This window comes from Streptococcus sp. 20925_1_44 (assembly GCF_041432435.1).
Classification (GTDB): domain Bacteria; phylum Bacillota; class Bacilli; order Lactobacillales; family Streptococcaceae; genus Streptococcus; species Streptococcus infantis.
In genome coordinates this window covers 134,619-148,661 of record NZ_JAPVZQ010000003.1, presented here as the reverse complement: position 1 = coordinate 148,661, position 14,043 = coordinate 134,619, and the positions used below count along the sequence as shown (strand labels likewise).

The 14,043-nt window shown below is 42.6% G+C and carries 12 protein-coding genes; 7 read left to right on the top strand and 5 right to left on the bottom strand.

Features of this window, described 5'->3' with window-relative positions:
• Window positions 1-4 precede the first annotated feature (4 nt).
• From galU to O3643_RS05015, 7 genes are all read left to right on the top strand, one after another.
• Window positions 5-904: a UTP--glucose-1-phosphate uridylyltransferase GalU gene (galU, locus tag O3643_RS05045; protein ID WP_371500280.1), complete on the top strand. Its 900-nt coding sequence runs from the start codon at window positions 5-7 to the stop codon at window positions 902-904.
• 122 nt (window positions 905-1,026) lie between these two features.
• The gene (pbp1b, locus tag O3643_RS05040; RefSeq protein WP_371500278.1) at window positions 1,027-3,573 is read left to right on the top strand and encodes a penicillin-binding protein PBP1B; all 2,547 of its coding nucleotides are present in this window, start codon (window positions 1,027-1,029) and stop codon (window positions 3,571-3,573) included.
• A gap of 8 nt (window positions 3,574-3,581) precedes the next feature.
• Window positions 3,582-4,514: a DMT family transporter gene (locus O3643_RS05035; protein ID WP_371500276.1), complete on the top strand. Its 933-nt coding sequence runs from the start codon at window positions 3,582-3,584 to the stop codon at window positions 4,512-4,514.
• Window positions 4,515-4,577: 63 nt separating this feature from the next.
• Window positions 4,578-5,276: a 2,3,4,5-tetrahydropyridine-2,6-dicarboxylate N-acetyltransferase gene (gene dapD, locus O3643_RS05030; RefSeq protein ID WP_223334045.1), complete on the top strand. Its 699-nt coding sequence runs from the start codon at window positions 4,578-4,580 to the stop codon at window positions 5,274-5,276.
• A 61-nt stretch (window positions 5,277-5,337) separates the two neighbouring features.
• A complete protein-coding gene (locus O3643_RS05025) occupies window positions 5,338-6,468 on the top strand; it encodes an N-acetyldiaminopimelate deacetylase (RefSeq protein WP_371500274.1) in 1,131 nt (376 codons plus the stop codon).
• Window positions 6,469-6,471: 3 nt separating this feature from the next.
• On the top strand, window positions 6,472-7,011 hold the full coding sequence (locus O3643_RS05020) for a 5-formyltetrahydrofolate cyclo-ligase (RefSeq protein WP_371500272.1): 540 nt from the start codon (window positions 6,472-6,474) through the stop codon (window positions 7,009-7,011).
• A complete protein-coding gene (locus tag O3643_RS05015) occupies window positions 6,995-7,669 on the top strand; it encodes a rhomboid family intramembrane serine protease (RefSeq protein WP_371500270.1) in 675 nt (224 codons plus the stop codon). The genes O3643_RS05020 and O3643_RS05015 overlap by 17 nt, the downstream gene beginning before the upstream one ends.
• 78 nt (window positions 7,670-7,747) lie before the next feature.
• On the opposite strand, the gene O3643_RS05010 is transcribed toward O3643_RS05015, so the two are convergent.
• From O3643_RS05010 to O3643_RS04990, 5 genes are all read right to left on the bottom strand, one after another.
• Window positions 7,748-9,127 carry a glycoside hydrolase family 1 protein gene (locus O3643_RS05010; RefSeq protein WP_371500268.1) on the bottom strand — a complete coding sequence of 460 codons (1,380 nt, stop codon included), beginning with the start codon at window positions 9,125-9,127 and terminating at the stop codon, window positions 7,748-7,750.
• 110 nt (window positions 9,128-9,237) lie between these two features.
• Window positions 9,238-11,091, bottom strand: a complete 1,854-nt coding sequence (locus O3643_RS05005; RefSeq protein WP_371500266.1) for a proline--tRNA ligase — start codon at window positions 11,089-11,091, stop codon at window positions 9,238-9,240.
• 16 nt (window positions 11,092-11,107) lie between these two features.
• Window positions 11,108-12,364 (bottom strand): RIP metalloprotease RseP, encoded by a 1,257-nt coding sequence (rseP, locus tag O3643_RS05000; protein WP_371500264.1) that lies wholly within the window; start codon window positions 12,362-12,364, stop codon window positions 11,108-11,110.
• A gap of 21 nt (window positions 12,365-12,385) precedes the next feature.
• Window positions 12,386-13,189 carry a phosphatidate cytidylyltransferase gene (locus O3643_RS04995; RefSeq protein WP_195183398.1) on the bottom strand — a complete coding sequence of 268 codons (804 nt, stop codon included), beginning with the start codon at window positions 13,187-13,189 and terminating at the stop codon, window positions 12,386-12,388.
• Between the two features lie 8 nt (window positions 13,190-13,197).
• On the bottom strand, window positions 13,198-13,950 hold the full coding sequence (locus tag O3643_RS04990; RefSeq protein WP_247913133.1) for an isoprenyl transferase: 753 nt from the start codon (window positions 13,948-13,950) through the stop codon (window positions 13,198-13,200).
• Window positions 13,951-14,043 lie beyond the last annotated feature (93 nt).

The window sequence follows — 14,043 nt, the reverse complement described above, 5'->3', positions numbered from 1 at the left end:
GCTCATGAAGCAAAAAGTTAGAAAAGCTGTTATCCCTGCTGCGGGACTTGGAACTCGCTTCCTCCCGGCAACCAAAGCCTTGGCCAAAGAAATGTTGCCAATCGTGGATAAACCAACCATCCAATTCATCGTAGAAGAAGCTCTCAAGTCTGGAATTGAGGACATTCTTGTTGTAACAGGGAAGTCAAAACGTTCTATCGAAGACCACTTTGACTCAAACTTTGAACTAGAATACAACCTCAAGGAAAAAGGAAAAACAGATCTCTTAAAATTAGTTGATGAAACGACTGGCATGCGCCTTCACTTCATCCGTCAAACACACCCACGCGGGCTTGGAGATGCCGTTTTACAAGCCAAAGCATTCGTTGGGAATGAACCTTTTGTGGTCATGCTGGGAGATGACCTCATGGATATCACTGATGACAATGCTGTCCCATTGACCAAGCAACTCATGAATGATTACGAAGAAACTCACGCTTCTACTATCGCCGTAATGCCTGTACCACACGAAGAAGTCTCTGCTTATGGTGTTATCGCACCTCAAGGTGAAGGAAAAGGTGGACTTTATAGCGTTGAAACTTTCGTTGAAAAACCAGCACCTGAGGACGCACCAAGTGATTTAGCGATTATCGGTCGTTACCTCCTCACACCAGAGATTTTTGGTATTCTTGAAAATCAAACGCCTGGTGCCGGAAATGAAATCCAGCTAACAGACGCTATTGATACCCTCAACAAAACTCAACGTGTATTTGCTCGTGAATTCAAGGGGGCTCGTTATGATGTTGGAGACAAGTTTGGCTTTATGAAAACTTCAATCGACTACGCACTTAGACATCCTCAAGTCAAAGATGACTTGAAGACTTATTTGATTAACCTCGGGAAAGAACTCTCAGGAGAAAAATAAGCCCTTAAACCAGGTTGAAAACACCTGGTCTTTTTGTTGCCTAAACACCTCCAAAGCTAGTCCAAGCCTAATTTCTTGCAATCATTGCTTTTATGGTATAATAATAAGGAGTGAGGAAAGAAATGAAGAATAAATTATTATCTATGAAAGAAAAAGGACTGGCCTTACTGGAGTCCCTTAAAACAAAACTAAAAAATATACATCTAGGAAAAAAAGGTCCTAAAAATTCTAAAAAGAAAAAGCAAACCAAAACGAATATTTGGACTATCTTTGCCAATATCTTACTGGGAATCAAGGCAACCTTTAATACCCTATTCATCATCGCCTTTCTTGGTGGACTTTTAGGTACTGGGGTTGTTTTCGGTTATGCTGTATCTCTATTTGACAAAGTGACCGTTCCTCAAACAGAAGATCTAGTCAAACAAGTGAACGATATCCCATCCATTTCTGAGATTCGCTATGCTGATGGATCCATGATTGGTGCTATTGAAAGCGACCTCCTACGGACATCTGTAGCATCGGATGCTATTTCAGACAATCTCAAGCAGGCTATCATTGCGACTGAAGATGAACATTTCACCGAACATAATGGAGTTGTTCCTAAAGCGGTTATTCGTGCCAGCCTAGGAAACTTTATCGGACTTGGTTCTTCTAGTGGAGGCTCTACACTAACACAGCAGCTCATCAAGCAACAAGTGGTTGGTGATGCTCCTACACTAGCTCGTAAAGCTACTGAAATCGTGGATGCCTTGGCCTTAGAGAGAGCAATGAGCAAGGACGAAATCTTGACAACCTATCTCAATGTCGCTCCATTTGGTCGTAACAATAAAGGGCAAAATATCGCAGGAGCTCAACAAGCAGCCAAGGGTATTTTCGGTGTTGATGCCTATCAGCTAACGATACCTCAAGCAGCCTTCATAGCAGGCTTGCCACAAAGTCCTATCTCTTACTCACCTTATGAATCTACGGGAGAAATGAAGAGTGAAGAAGATATGGCACTTGGTATCAAACGCTCTCAAGATGTTCTTTACAATATGTACAGAACAGGGGTCCTCAGTCAAGAAGACTACGAAACCTATAAAGCATACGACATCAAACAAGATTTCTTGCCAGCAGAAAGTGTAAACGTAACTTCTAGGGGCTATCTCTACTTTACTGCTCTCGATGAAGCAACTAATCTCATGTATGACTACTTGGTACAAAAAGACAATGTCTCTGCCCAAGAACTCAAAAACGAGTCTATCCAAAAATCCTATCGTGAATTAGCTGAAAAAGAGATTCAAAATGGTGGTTACCGTATCACAACTACAATCGACAAAGCTATCCATACTGCCATGCAAGATGCAGTCGCAAACTATGGCTATCTAGTCGACGATAATACCGGTCAACCTGAAGTCGGAAATGTTTTGATGGATAATCAAACGGGAGCTATCTTAGGATTTGTCGGTGGTCGCGATTACCAAAGTAACCAAAACAACCACGCTTTTAATACCAAACGTTCTCCCGCTTCAACTACTAAACCAATCCTAGCCTACAGTATTGCCATTGACCAAGGTTTGATGGGAAGTGCAAGTGTCCTATCTAACTATCCAACTAACTTCTCAAACGGAAACCCAATCATGTATGTCAATAGCCCTGGTACAGGCATGATGAGCTTGAAAGAAGCCCTCAATTATTCGTGGAACATTCCAGCCTACTGGACTTACCGCACACTCCGTGAAAAGGGTGTTGATGTTCGCTCTTACATGGAAAAAATGGGCTATGAAATCCCGGAATACGACATTGAAAGTTTGCCTATGGGTGGAGGAATCGATGTTACTGTAGCTCAACATACAAACGGATACCAAACCTTAGCCAACAACGGTGTGTATCATAAAAAATTTATGATTTCAAAAATCGAAAAAACTAGTGGTGAGGTTATCTATGAGCACAAAGACGAACCTGTACAGGTCTACTCTAAAGCGACTGCAACTATTATGCAGAGCTTGTTGAGAGATGTTATTTCGTCACGAGTCACTTCAAGCTTCCAGAGCGACCTTGCTGCGATTAATCCAAGTTTAGCAGGTGCTGACTGGATTGGTAAAACTGGTACAACCAATGAAGATGGTGACATGTGGCTCATGCTTTCAACTCCAAGATTGACACTTGGCGGTTGGCTTGGTCACGATGACAATAGACCTCTTGGAAAGGGAGCTGGTCACTACCGCAATGCTAAATATATGGCTTATCTGGTCAATGCTATTCAGCAAGCTTCTCCTTCTGTTTGGGGTTCTGAACGCTTTAGCCTAGACTCAAGTATCACTTCTTCTCAAGTCCTTAGATCGACTGGTCAGAAACCAGGTAAGGTTACTATTAACGGTAGAGAAATTGAAGTAACTGGAGAAATGGTAACAAGTTACTGGGCAAACCAAACTGGTGCTCCGACTACTACCTACAGATTTGCTATTGGTGGAAGTGACTCTGATTACCAAAATGCTTGGAATACTATTTTGGGAAGTTTACCAAAATCATCTAATTCAAACAATAATAATTCAAACAACAATAGCAACAACAACAATAATCGAAATAACAATAGCAATAATAACAGCAACAACAATAATAACAGTAATAGTAACAATAATATTACCAATGGAAGTAACGACTCTTCGTCAAACAGACTACAACGCTAACCTTTTATATGAATCACTATCAAAAGAATATTTTCAAGGGAACCATATACTCCCTCCTTTCCGGATTAATATGGGGTATTTGTGGCATTTTAGGAGAATTCTTCTTTACGCATTATCCAGTTTCCTCTGGTTGGATCACTTCTATGCGACTAAGTCTTGCAGGTGGTTTCGTGCTCATCTTGTCTAGCTTTAAGTTTCGCTCACAGCTATTCGATGTCTGGAGAAAGCGCAAAAACTACCTGCCTTTTCTGGCTTATGCCATCTTAGGAATCTTCTCTGTTCAGTATTTCTTTTATCTCTGCGTAGAATACTCTAATGCGACAACTGCAACCATCCTACAATTTATCAGTCCTGTCTTCATTCTTATCTACAACCGCATCATCTACAAGAAAAAAGCTTCTAAAAAAGCAATCTTCTATGTTTTAACTGCTATGCTTGGGGTCTTTTTGATGGCTACCAAAGGCGATCTCTCTAAGTTATCCATCACTCCTATCGCCTTACTAACTGGACTGCTCAGTGCCCTAGGAGTTATGTTTAATGTCATTTTGCCCCAGCCATTTGCTCGAAAATATGGTTTTGTTCCTACTGTTGGTTGGGGAATGATGCTGGCTGGACTCTTTAGTAATTTTCTCTATCCTGTTTATAGAATTAGTTTTCAACTGGATTGGGTGAGCATCTTGATTTGTTTGACCATTGCCTTTCTGGGAACAGCTTTTGCCTTTTTCCTATCCATGAAGGCTGTCTCGCTCGTATCCCCATTAGTGGTGTCAGTGGTTAGTGCAAGTGAACCGCTATCCTCTGCTATTCTAAGCCTTCTATTTCTAGGTCTGGTCTTGGACGGTTACCTGCTATTAGCTATGATTTTGATTATTATTCCCATGATCTTCTTGTCCATCGAAGAATCAAAGGACAAACTGAAAGAATCTTCTTTTAACACTTAAGGCTTCAATTTTGAAGCCTTTTTTGGTAGAATAGTAAGCATTACAAAGAGTGAGGAGACATCTATGACTGCTACAAAAATGAATGCACAAGAAATTATCCAATTTATCGCCAATGCTGAGAAAAAGACCAGCGTAAAAGTAACCTTTGAGGGGCAACTTGCCGGAGCTATCCCTGCTTCTGTTACCAAACTTGGAAATGTTCTTTTTGGAGACTGGAAGGATATCGCACCTCTTCTTGAAGGACTAACAGAAAATAAAGACTATGTTGTTGAGCAAGACGCTCGCAACTCTGCTGTACCTCTTCTTGATAAACGCGACATCAACGCTCGTATCGAACCAGGGGCTATCATCCGTGACCAGGTTGAGATTGGTGACAACGCTGTTATCATGATGGGAGCTGTAATCAATATTGGTGCTGAAATCGGTGCTGGTACTATGATTGACATGGGTGCTATTCTAGGTGGACGTGCTATTGTTGGTAAAAATAGTCACGTGGGTGCGGGAGCTGTTCTTGCAGGTGTTATCGAACCAGCTAGTGCAGAGCCTGTCCGTGTCGGTGATAATGTACTCATCGGTGCTAACGCTGTGGTTATCGAAGGTGTTCAAATCGGTAGCGGATCTGTTGTCGCAGCAGGTGCCATCGTCACTCAAGATGTTCCAGAAAATGTTGTGGTGGCAGGTGTTCCAGCTCGTATCATCAAAGAAATAGATAGCCAAACCCAACAAAAAACAGCGCTAGAAGATGCGCTTCGTACCTTGTAAAAGTGAACAGAGGCGGAAATATTTCCAGCCTCTTTCTCGTATCAATAGAAGGAAATTAACTATGTTAGATTTGATTAAAACTCGACGCGATCTTCACCAAATTCCTGAGATTGGCTTAGAAGAATTCAAGACTCACGCTTATTTACTCAATGTCATTGAAACATTAACAGCTGGTAAGGATTTTGTTCAGATTCGAACCTGGCGGACAGGTATTTTAGTTTACTTGCAAGGAAGTCAGCCAGAAGGTACCATTGGTTGGCGGACAGACATTGACGGCCTCCCAATCCTTGAACAAACAGGCCTTCCCTTTGCTTCTCAGCATCCAGACCGTATGCATGCTTGTGGACATGATTTTCACATGACCATTGCCCTTGGAAGTCTCGAACGTGCTCTAGAAAACCAACCTAAAAACAATCTCCTCTTTCTCTTCCAACCTGCGGAAGAAAACGAAGCAGGTGGTATGCTCATGTATGAAGATGATGCTTTTGGCGACTGGTTGCCTGACCAATTCTATGGACTCCATGTTCGTCCAGACTTAAAAGTTGGACAGATTGCGACCAATACCCATACACTCTTTGCTGGAACATGCGAGGTCAAGATTCGCTTTAAGGGTAAAGGTGGCCATGCAGCCTTTCCACATCAAGCAAATGACGCTCTGGTTGCAGCTAGCTATTTTGTGACCCAAGTTCAGTCGGTTGTCAGCCGTAATGTCGATCCTATCGAGGGAGCTGTCGTCACTTTCGGTGTTTTTCAAGCTGGTACAACCAATAATGTCATCGCTGATACAGCTTTCTTGCATGGAACTATCCGAGCTTTAACACATAAGATGAGCCTTCTGGTACAAAAACGAGTCAAAGCCATTGCAGAAAGTGTAGCAGCTGCTTTTGATATGGAAGTAGAAGTTGAACTCAAGCAGGGAGGTTACCTTCCAGTCGAAAACAACCCTGAATTAGCTCGAGAATTAATGACCTTCTTTGATGAAAAAGAGGGAATTGAACTAATCGACATCGAACCTGCCATGACAGGAGAAGACTTTGGTTATCTTCTCTCCAAGGTTCCTGGAGTTATGTTCTGGCTTGGAATTGATAGTCCCTATGCTCTTCACCATCCACAGATGAGTCCTAAGGAAGAAGCTCTGGCTGTCGGTGTCGAGGCTGTATCAAGCTTTTTAGCAAAGAAAGTTGCGGAGTAAACAATGAAAAAAGCCCTACGCAAGAAGGTCTTGCAAGAACTCAAATCTCTATCAGCCGAAGAAAAGGAAGTCATGGACGCTTGGTTGACTGAGCAACTACTTCTACATCCCTTCTACAAGGAAGTAAAAACCATCGCCACTTACCTGTCTTTTCCTCATGAATTTCAGACAGCTAGACTCATTGAACAAGCTCAAAAAGATGGGAAGACACTCCTCATTCCCAAAACCTATCCACATGGGAAAATGGACTTTGTTCTATATGAACCAGAGAAACTCGAAAGAAATTCTTTTGGACTTCTTGAACCTCAAGGAGACATCACAATCCTTGAACCCTCTCAGATTGACCTGATTCATGTTCCTGGTTTAGCTTTCAATCCTTCTAGATATCGGGTTGGCTACGGTGGTGGCTACTATGACCGCTACTTGGAGCATTTCCCAGGTCATACTATTAGTACGATTTTCCCATGTCAGATTCAGAATTTTCAACCTGAGCACTACGATATTCCTGTTGAGGAGGTACTCATCTATGAAAGAAATTTTTGATCGTCGGTATCCTGTCACAAGCTTCTTTCTACTCGTGACAAGCCTGGTTTTTGTACTCATGTTTCTAACCAGTGGTTTCAACTACACAAGTGCAGGAACCTTATATCAGTTTGGAGCTATTTATCCTCCTGCTATTAAAGCCATGCCTGAACAGATATGGCGTTTATTCTCAGCAACCTTTGTTCATATTGGCTTGGAGCATTTTTTAGTCAACATGCTATCCCTCTACTTTTTGGGGCGTCAGATGGAGCAAATCTTTGGCTCCAAGCAGTTTTTCTTTATCTACCTCTTATCAGGTATGATGGGGAATCTCTTTGTCCTAGTTTTTAGTCCCAATGCTATTACTGCAGGGGCTTCAACTGCCCTCTACGGTATGTTTGCCTCAATTGTTGTTCTCCGATATGCTTCACGCAATCCCTATCTCCAACAGCTTGGTCAATCCTACCTCTCCCTCTTAGTCATCAACCTAGTAGGTAGTGTCTTAATCCCTGGAATCAGCCTTGCTGGGCATGTCGGAGGTGCTGTCGGGGGTGCATTACTGGCTATCGTCTTCCCAGTTCGAGGAGAACGAAAGATTTACAGCCCAGGCCAACGTGGTCTAGCAACCCTAGCTTTTATTGCTTTATCAGCTCTACTACTTTTTATCGGACTATTCTAAGAACAAGAAAAACCATTGGAAGTTCTCAAATTGAGAAGTTCATTTCCAATGGTTTTTTGAATCTTTATAAAAAGTTGCTTAAAATCCATTATTGTCACTGAGTTCTTTGAACCAGTGGCCTGATTTTTTTAGACGGCGTTCTTGCGTTTCAAGGTCAAGCTCGACCAAACCATAGCGGTTTTTATAGCTGTTGAGCCATGACCAGCAGTCGATAAAGGTCCAGATCAAGTAGCCTTTACAGTTGGCACCATCTTCAATGGCACGATGAAGCTCACGAAGGTGACCTTTGACAAAGTCAATACGGTAATCATCCTGAATCATACCATTCTCACGGAATTTGTCTTCACCTTCAACGCCCATACCGTTTTCGGTCAACATCCACTCGATATTGCCATAGTTTTTCTTGATATTTTGAGCAATATGATAGATCCCTTGCTCGTATATTTCCCAACCGCGGTGCGGATTGATCTTACGACCTGGCATAACATAAGGTTCATAGAAATGCTCTGGTAAAAGCGGGCTGTCAGGATGCTTAGCAAAACGTGGCGCCATGACACGCAAAGGTTGATAGTAGTTCACTCCTAGGAAGTCGACTGTGTTCTCACGAATGACTTCCAATTCTTCGGCCGTGTACTCTGGTAACAAGTCATGCTCAGCTAAAATCTCCACCAATTCTTCTGGATAAGTTCCCAAGACAGATGGATCTAGGAAAGATTGAGCTTGGAATAGATCAGCAATGCGTGCAGCTTTGACATCCGCAGGATGCTGACTACGTGGATAGGCTGGTGTCAAGTTGAGGACAATTCCAATCTTAGAATCAGGCAAAACCTCATGACAGGCCTTAACCGCAAGAGTGCTGGCTAGCTGGGTATGATAGGCAACCTTAACCGCAGCTTTGGCATCCACCTTATGTGGATAATGAGCATCATAGAAATAGCCAAACTCTACAGGAACGATAGGCTCATTGAAGGTAATCCATTGATCCACCAAGTCTCCATAGGTCTCAAAACAGAAACGTGCATAGTCTTCATAAGCCTTGATGGTCGCCTTGTTTTCCCAACCATCGCCATCCTCTTGAAGGGCAAAAGGCAAATCAAAATGATAGAGATTGACTAAGAGACGGATTCCCTTGGCCTTAATAGCTTCAAAGACCTGACGGTAGAAAGCTACACCTTGAGGATTGACTTCTCCACGACCCTGTGGGAAAATACGAGACCACTGGATAGAAGTCCGAAAGGCTGTATGCCCTGTTTCTAACAATAATTCGATATCTTTTTCCCAATTTTCATAGAAGGTCGATGTCTTATCTGGTCCAATCCCATTGTAGTAGCGATTTGGTTCTACTTGAAACCAATAATCCCAGAGATTATCTCCCTTTCCGTCACTAGGCAATCGCCCTTCTGTCTGTGGCCCAGAAGTTGAGGAACCCCAGACAAAATCCTTTGGAAATTTTAGCATAGCTCTACCTCTTTATTTACTCTTTTTATCTTTATTTTATCTCATTATAGAGAAAAAACAAGGCAAAAACTAGTTACATTTTTGTCTTGTTTTTCTTCTGATTATAGATTTTATTTATTTGTTAGGATTTCAAGGGTTTCAAGCAAGCTATCTGCATGAACTTCGATTGTATCCCCTGTCGCCTTGATCTTGACTTCTACGATACCATCTGCTGCTTTCTTACCGACAGTGATACGGATTGGAAGACCAATCAAGTCGCTATCGCTAAATTTAACACCGACACGTTCGTTACGGTCATCCGTCAAGACTTCGTAACCTTTGTTGACCAAGGCTTCTTCGATACGATTTGTCAATGCAAGACTTGCTTCATCCTTGACATTAACTGGAATCAAATGTACATCAAATGGTGCCAATTCTTTAGGGAAGTTGATTCCCCAAGCGTAACGGTATTCACCTTTTGGAGTTTTGTTAACAAAGAGGCGAGCGTGTTGTTCCATGACTGCTGAAAGGAGACGGCTGACACCGATACCATAGCATCCCATGATAATTGGAACTGCACGACCGTTTTCGTCCAAGACATCTGCTCCCATACTTGCTGAGTAGCGAGTTCCGAGTTTAAAGATGTGACCGATTTCGATACCACGCGCAAAGTTGAGAACACCTTGTCCGTCAGGAGAGATTTCACCCTCACGAACTTCACGGATATCGACATACTCAGCAGTGAAATCACGACCTGGGTTGACACCAGTCAAGTGGTAGCCATCTTCGTTGGCACCAGCAACAGCATTGCGACTATCTTGCACCTTGCGGTCTGCGATAATCTTGACATTTTCTGGAAGATTGACTGGCCCAAGTGAACCAAAGTCCGCTCCCAACAATTCTTTCACTTCCGCCTCGGTTGCAGGTTCCAAGAAGTCTGCACCAAGGTAGTTTTTCAATTTGACTTCATTAAGTTGGTCATTGCCAACGAGTAGGGCAACAACTGGCTCCTCGTCTGCGATATAAACCAAGGTCTTGATTGTTGCTTCTTCTGAAACATTTAGGAAGGCTGCTACTTCATCGATAGATTTAACACCTGGCGTTTCCACACGAGCCACTTGATCTTCAGTCACAACACGGTTGCTTGGTTTGTAGGCGTTTGTCGCCATTTCCAAGTTAGCTGCATAGCTTGACTCACTTGAGTAGGCAATGGTATCTTCACCAGAAACCATCCATTTGAGCAATTCTGCCTTGATTTCTTTCTGTACATCTACAGGAATCTCATCAAATGATGCGACAGACTTATCTAAAACAACCCAACGGTCAAGGTCTGTACGAGCAGGTGTGATGGCCATAAATTCTTGGCTATCCTTACCACCCATAGCTCCACCGTCACCGATGATGGCTTTGAAGTCCAAGCCACTACGAGTAAAGATACGCTCGTAAGCTGCCTTATACTCATCATAGGTTACATCCAAGCTATCGTAATTAGCGTGGAAGCTATAGCCGTCTTTCATGATGAACTCACGGGTCCGAAGAAGTCCATTACGTGGACGTTTTTCATCACGATACTTAGGCTGGATTTGGTACAAGTTCAAAGGCAATTGCTTGTAAGACTTGACAGAATCACGGACAATCGCTGTAAAGGTTTCTTCGTGAGTTGGGCCCAAGATAAAGTCAGATCCTTCACGGTTTTTCAATTTGTACAAATCTTCACCGTAGGTTTCATAACGGCCAGATTCACGCCAAAGGTCAGCACTGAGAAGGGCTGGAGCCAACATTTCAACAGCGCCCATCTTGTCAAACTCTTGACGCATGATGTTCTTGGCTTTTTCGATAACACGGTTAGCAAGTGGCAGGTAAGAATAGACTCCTGCTGATACTTGGCGAACATAACCAGCACGCAACATAAGGGCGTGGCTGATAACTTGAGCATCGCTTGGCATTTCGCGAAGCGTTGGAATAAGCATTTTACTTTGTTTCATATTTTTCCTCTAATTCTTAAAAGAAGGTACGCATGATGTCGTTCCAAGTCACGGCGATCATCAAGACAACCATAATCACAACTCCAACTAGAGTAACATAGGTTTCAATTTCTTGTTTCAGCGGTTTGCGGCGAATAGCTTCAATGATGTTGAGCACGATTTTTCCACCATCAAGTGCCGGGATAGGAATCAAGTTGAAAATCCCGATATTGATGGAAATCATAGCCAAGAAGAACAAAACATTCTCAAGACCATTTTTAGCAGCATCACTACTTGCCTTAAAGATAGCAACAGGTCCACCCAATTTATTCAAGTCAGGCTGGAAAATCAAGCTCTTCAAGGCGTTGAGAATGCGCAAGGCTGAGTCAGCTGCAGAGGTGAATCCACCTACAAACATAGACCAGATATCTGATTTGAGTCTTGGTTGAACACCTAGAATATAGCGACCTTGGTTTTCCTCAGGGGTCACACTGACTTGTTTTTCAGTTCCATTTTCAGAGACTGTTACATCCAATACAGGTGCTGTTTTGTCTTTGGTCTCTGTCTCAACTGCCTGAATCAAATCTTGCCAGTTACTAATTTCGTGTGAACCGACTTTAGTGATTTGTGCTGTATTTTCAACACCGACCTTAGCTAATGCACTGTTGGGAATAATACTGAAGTTATTCGTTTGCGTATCACGAACGCCACCTTGCATGAAAATCAAAATCCAAAAAACGATAACTCCTAGAATAAAGTTATTCATAGGACCTGCAAAGTTGGTAATCAACTTGCCCCAGACAGTTGCATTCTGATATTGAACATCTAGCGGAGCGATACGAACTTCCGTCCCATCAGCTTCCACGATAGTTGCATCATGGTCTACAGAGAAAGTTTTTTCCTCTTCCAAAACCAGACCTGTGATAAAGAGTTTATCCTCAAAGTCAAACTGAGTGACCTGCATAGGAAGAGCCGTTTGATCGACCTTCTTACCAGAAAGATTGATGCGCTTCACCTTACCATCTTCGGCTAAGGTCAAACTAACAGGAGTTCCTGTCTTAATCTCTGTGGTATCCTCACCCCAACCTGCCATGCGGACATAACCACCAAGCGGTAGGAGACGAATCGTGTAAGCAGTCCCGTCTTTCCCGATATGGGCAAAAATCTTTGGACCCATACCAATGGCAAATTCACGAACCAGAATTCCAGACTTCTTAGCAAAGTAGAAATGGCCGAACTCGTGAACCACCACGATAATTCCAAAAACAAGGATAAAGGTTAATAATCCTAACATTTAATATTTGTTCACCTTTCCTTAAAATAAGCCAAAGAGGTGCATAATAGGGAAAACAGCCAACATAGAGTCAAAGCGATCCAGTACTCCACCATGTCCTGGAATAAAGAAGCCTGAATCCTTGACTCCAAAATGGCGTTTCATGGCACTTTCAATCAAGTCACCCAATTGCCCTGCAATACTAAAGAAAATAGCAAAGAGCATCATTTTGTAAATGCCGTAAGGAAGGGCAACCGTACTATCCACTAACATAAAGATAAGAGTGACAAGCATGGCAGCTAAAATTCCACCAAAGGCTCCCTCGATGGATTTGTTCGGAGAGACTCTCGGTGCCAATCTTCTCTTACCGAAATTCATTCCTACGAGATAAGCCCCACTATCAGTTGCCCATACGATACAGAGGGCCAAGAGGGCTTTATCCAAACCTGCGATTCGAGCATCCACTAAAGCGTTGAATCCAAAACCAACATAGAAACTCATAGCGATTGGGTATACAGCATCTTCAATGGTGTAATTCTTGCTAAAAACAGTGCAACCTAACATGATAAAAATCACAACACCATATGCGACAACATTCCCATCTACAGGTAAAAATGTCAAGTAGTTTTCTAGGGGGATTGTCAGTGCAAAAGTCGCTAACAAGGTCAGCAAACCTTCAGGGGTCATGGTATTTAACCCTTTCATCTGAAGCAACTCATGAACCCCTAGCATGGCTAGAAGTCCCATAGCAATCTGTAACCAAAGCCCACCAATCACCAAGAGCGGGATAAAGATTGCTAATGCCAGAGCGGCAAATATGGTTCTCTTTAATAAATCCTTTTTCATAACTTTTCCTAAACTCCTCCAAATCGACGATTGCGGCGATTATACTCTGCAATAGCCTCTTTCAAAGCTTCCTCATCAAAGTCAGGCCACAAAACATCTGTGAAATAAAGTTCACTATAAGCTGCTTGCCAAGGCAAGAAATTGCTCAAGCGAAGCTCCCCACTCGTTCGAATGATTAAGTCCGGATCACGCAAGACCTTAGGCAAATGCCCTGTAAAGAGGTATTCCCCAATCAACTCTTCTGTAATATCGCCTGGATTCACCTTGGCATCCAAAACATCCTGTGCAATCAATTTGACCGCTTGTGTAATCTCAGCTCGTCCACCGTAATTAAGGGCAAAGTTAAGAATCAAACCTGTGTTCAACTTGGTCAACTCTTCCGCTTTTTTCAAAGATTCAAAAGTTTGTTTTGGCAAGCGATCAGTTTCCCCAATCATTTGGATCTTCATGTTCTTTTGGTGCAATTCGGGGACATACTTATCATAAAATTCAACAGGCAAGTTCATGATAAACTTGACTTCCTGGTCTGGACGTGTCCAATTTTCAGTCGAGAAGGCATACACAGTCATAGCCTTGACACCCATATCACTAGCAGCAATGGCTACCGTTCTCAGAGCATCCATCCCAGCCTTATGCCCAAAGACACGTGGTTGCATCCGTTTTTTAGCCCAACGACCATTGCCATCCATGATAACTCCGATATGTGCTGGCACCACTGCTGGTGTTTCTGTTACTTTATCTTTTTTTAAAAATCCAAACATGATTGTATTCCTATTCAAAAATCTATCGTTTCATTATACCATATTTTTCGCTTTTCTTCTATCATATTCTCTTATTCTAAGGCGGAATTCCCT

Excerpts from the sequence above, each read along its gene's own strand:
- O3643_RS04990 (WP_247913133.1), bottom strand. The coding sequence starts at position 13,950 with ATGTTTGGATTTTTAAAAAAAGATAAAGTAACAGAAACACCAGCAGTG.
- O3643_RS04995 (WP_195183398.1), bottom strand. The coding sequence starts at position 13,189 with ATGAAAAAGGATTTATTAAAGAGAACCATATTTGCCGCTCTGGCATTA.
- dapD (WP_223334045.1), top strand. The coding sequence starts at position 4,578 with ATGACTGCTACAAAAATGAATGCACAAGAAATTATCCAATTTATCGCC.
- galU (WP_371500280.1), top strand. The coding sequence starts at position 5 with ATGAAGCAAAAAGTTAGAAAAGCTGTTATCCCTGCTGCGGGACTTGGA.
- O3643_RS05010 (WP_371500268.1), bottom strand. The coding sequence starts at position 9,127 with ATGCTAAAATTTCCAAAGGATTTTGTCTGGGGTTCCTCAACTTCTGGG.
- O3643_RS05025 (WP_371500274.1), top strand. The coding sequence starts at position 5,338 with ATGTTAGATTTGATTAAAACTCGACGCGATCTTCACCAAATTCCTGAG.
- O3643_RS05015 (WP_371500270.1), top strand. The coding sequence starts at position 6,995 with ATGAAAGAAATTTTTGATCGTCGGTATCCTGTCACAAGCTTCTTTCTA.
- O3643_RS05035 (WP_371500276.1), top strand. The coding sequence starts at position 3,582 with ATGAATCACTATCAAAAGAATATTTTCAAGGGAACCATATACTCCCTC.
- O3643_RS05005 (WP_371500266.1), bottom strand. The coding sequence starts at position 11,091 with ATGAAACAAAGTAAAATGCTTATTCCAACGCTTCGCGAAATGCCAAGC.
- pbp1b (WP_371500278.1), top strand. The coding sequence starts at position 1,027 with ATGAAGAATAAATTATTATCTATGAAAGAAAAAGGACTGGCCTTACTG.
- O3643_RS05020 (WP_371500272.1), top strand. The coding sequence starts at position 6,472 with ATGAAAAAAGCCCTACGCAAGAAGGTCTTGCAAGAACTCAAATCTCTA.
- rseP (WP_371500264.1), bottom strand. The coding sequence starts at position 12,364 with ATGTTAGGATTATTAACCTTTATCCTTGTTTTTGGAATTATCGTGGTG.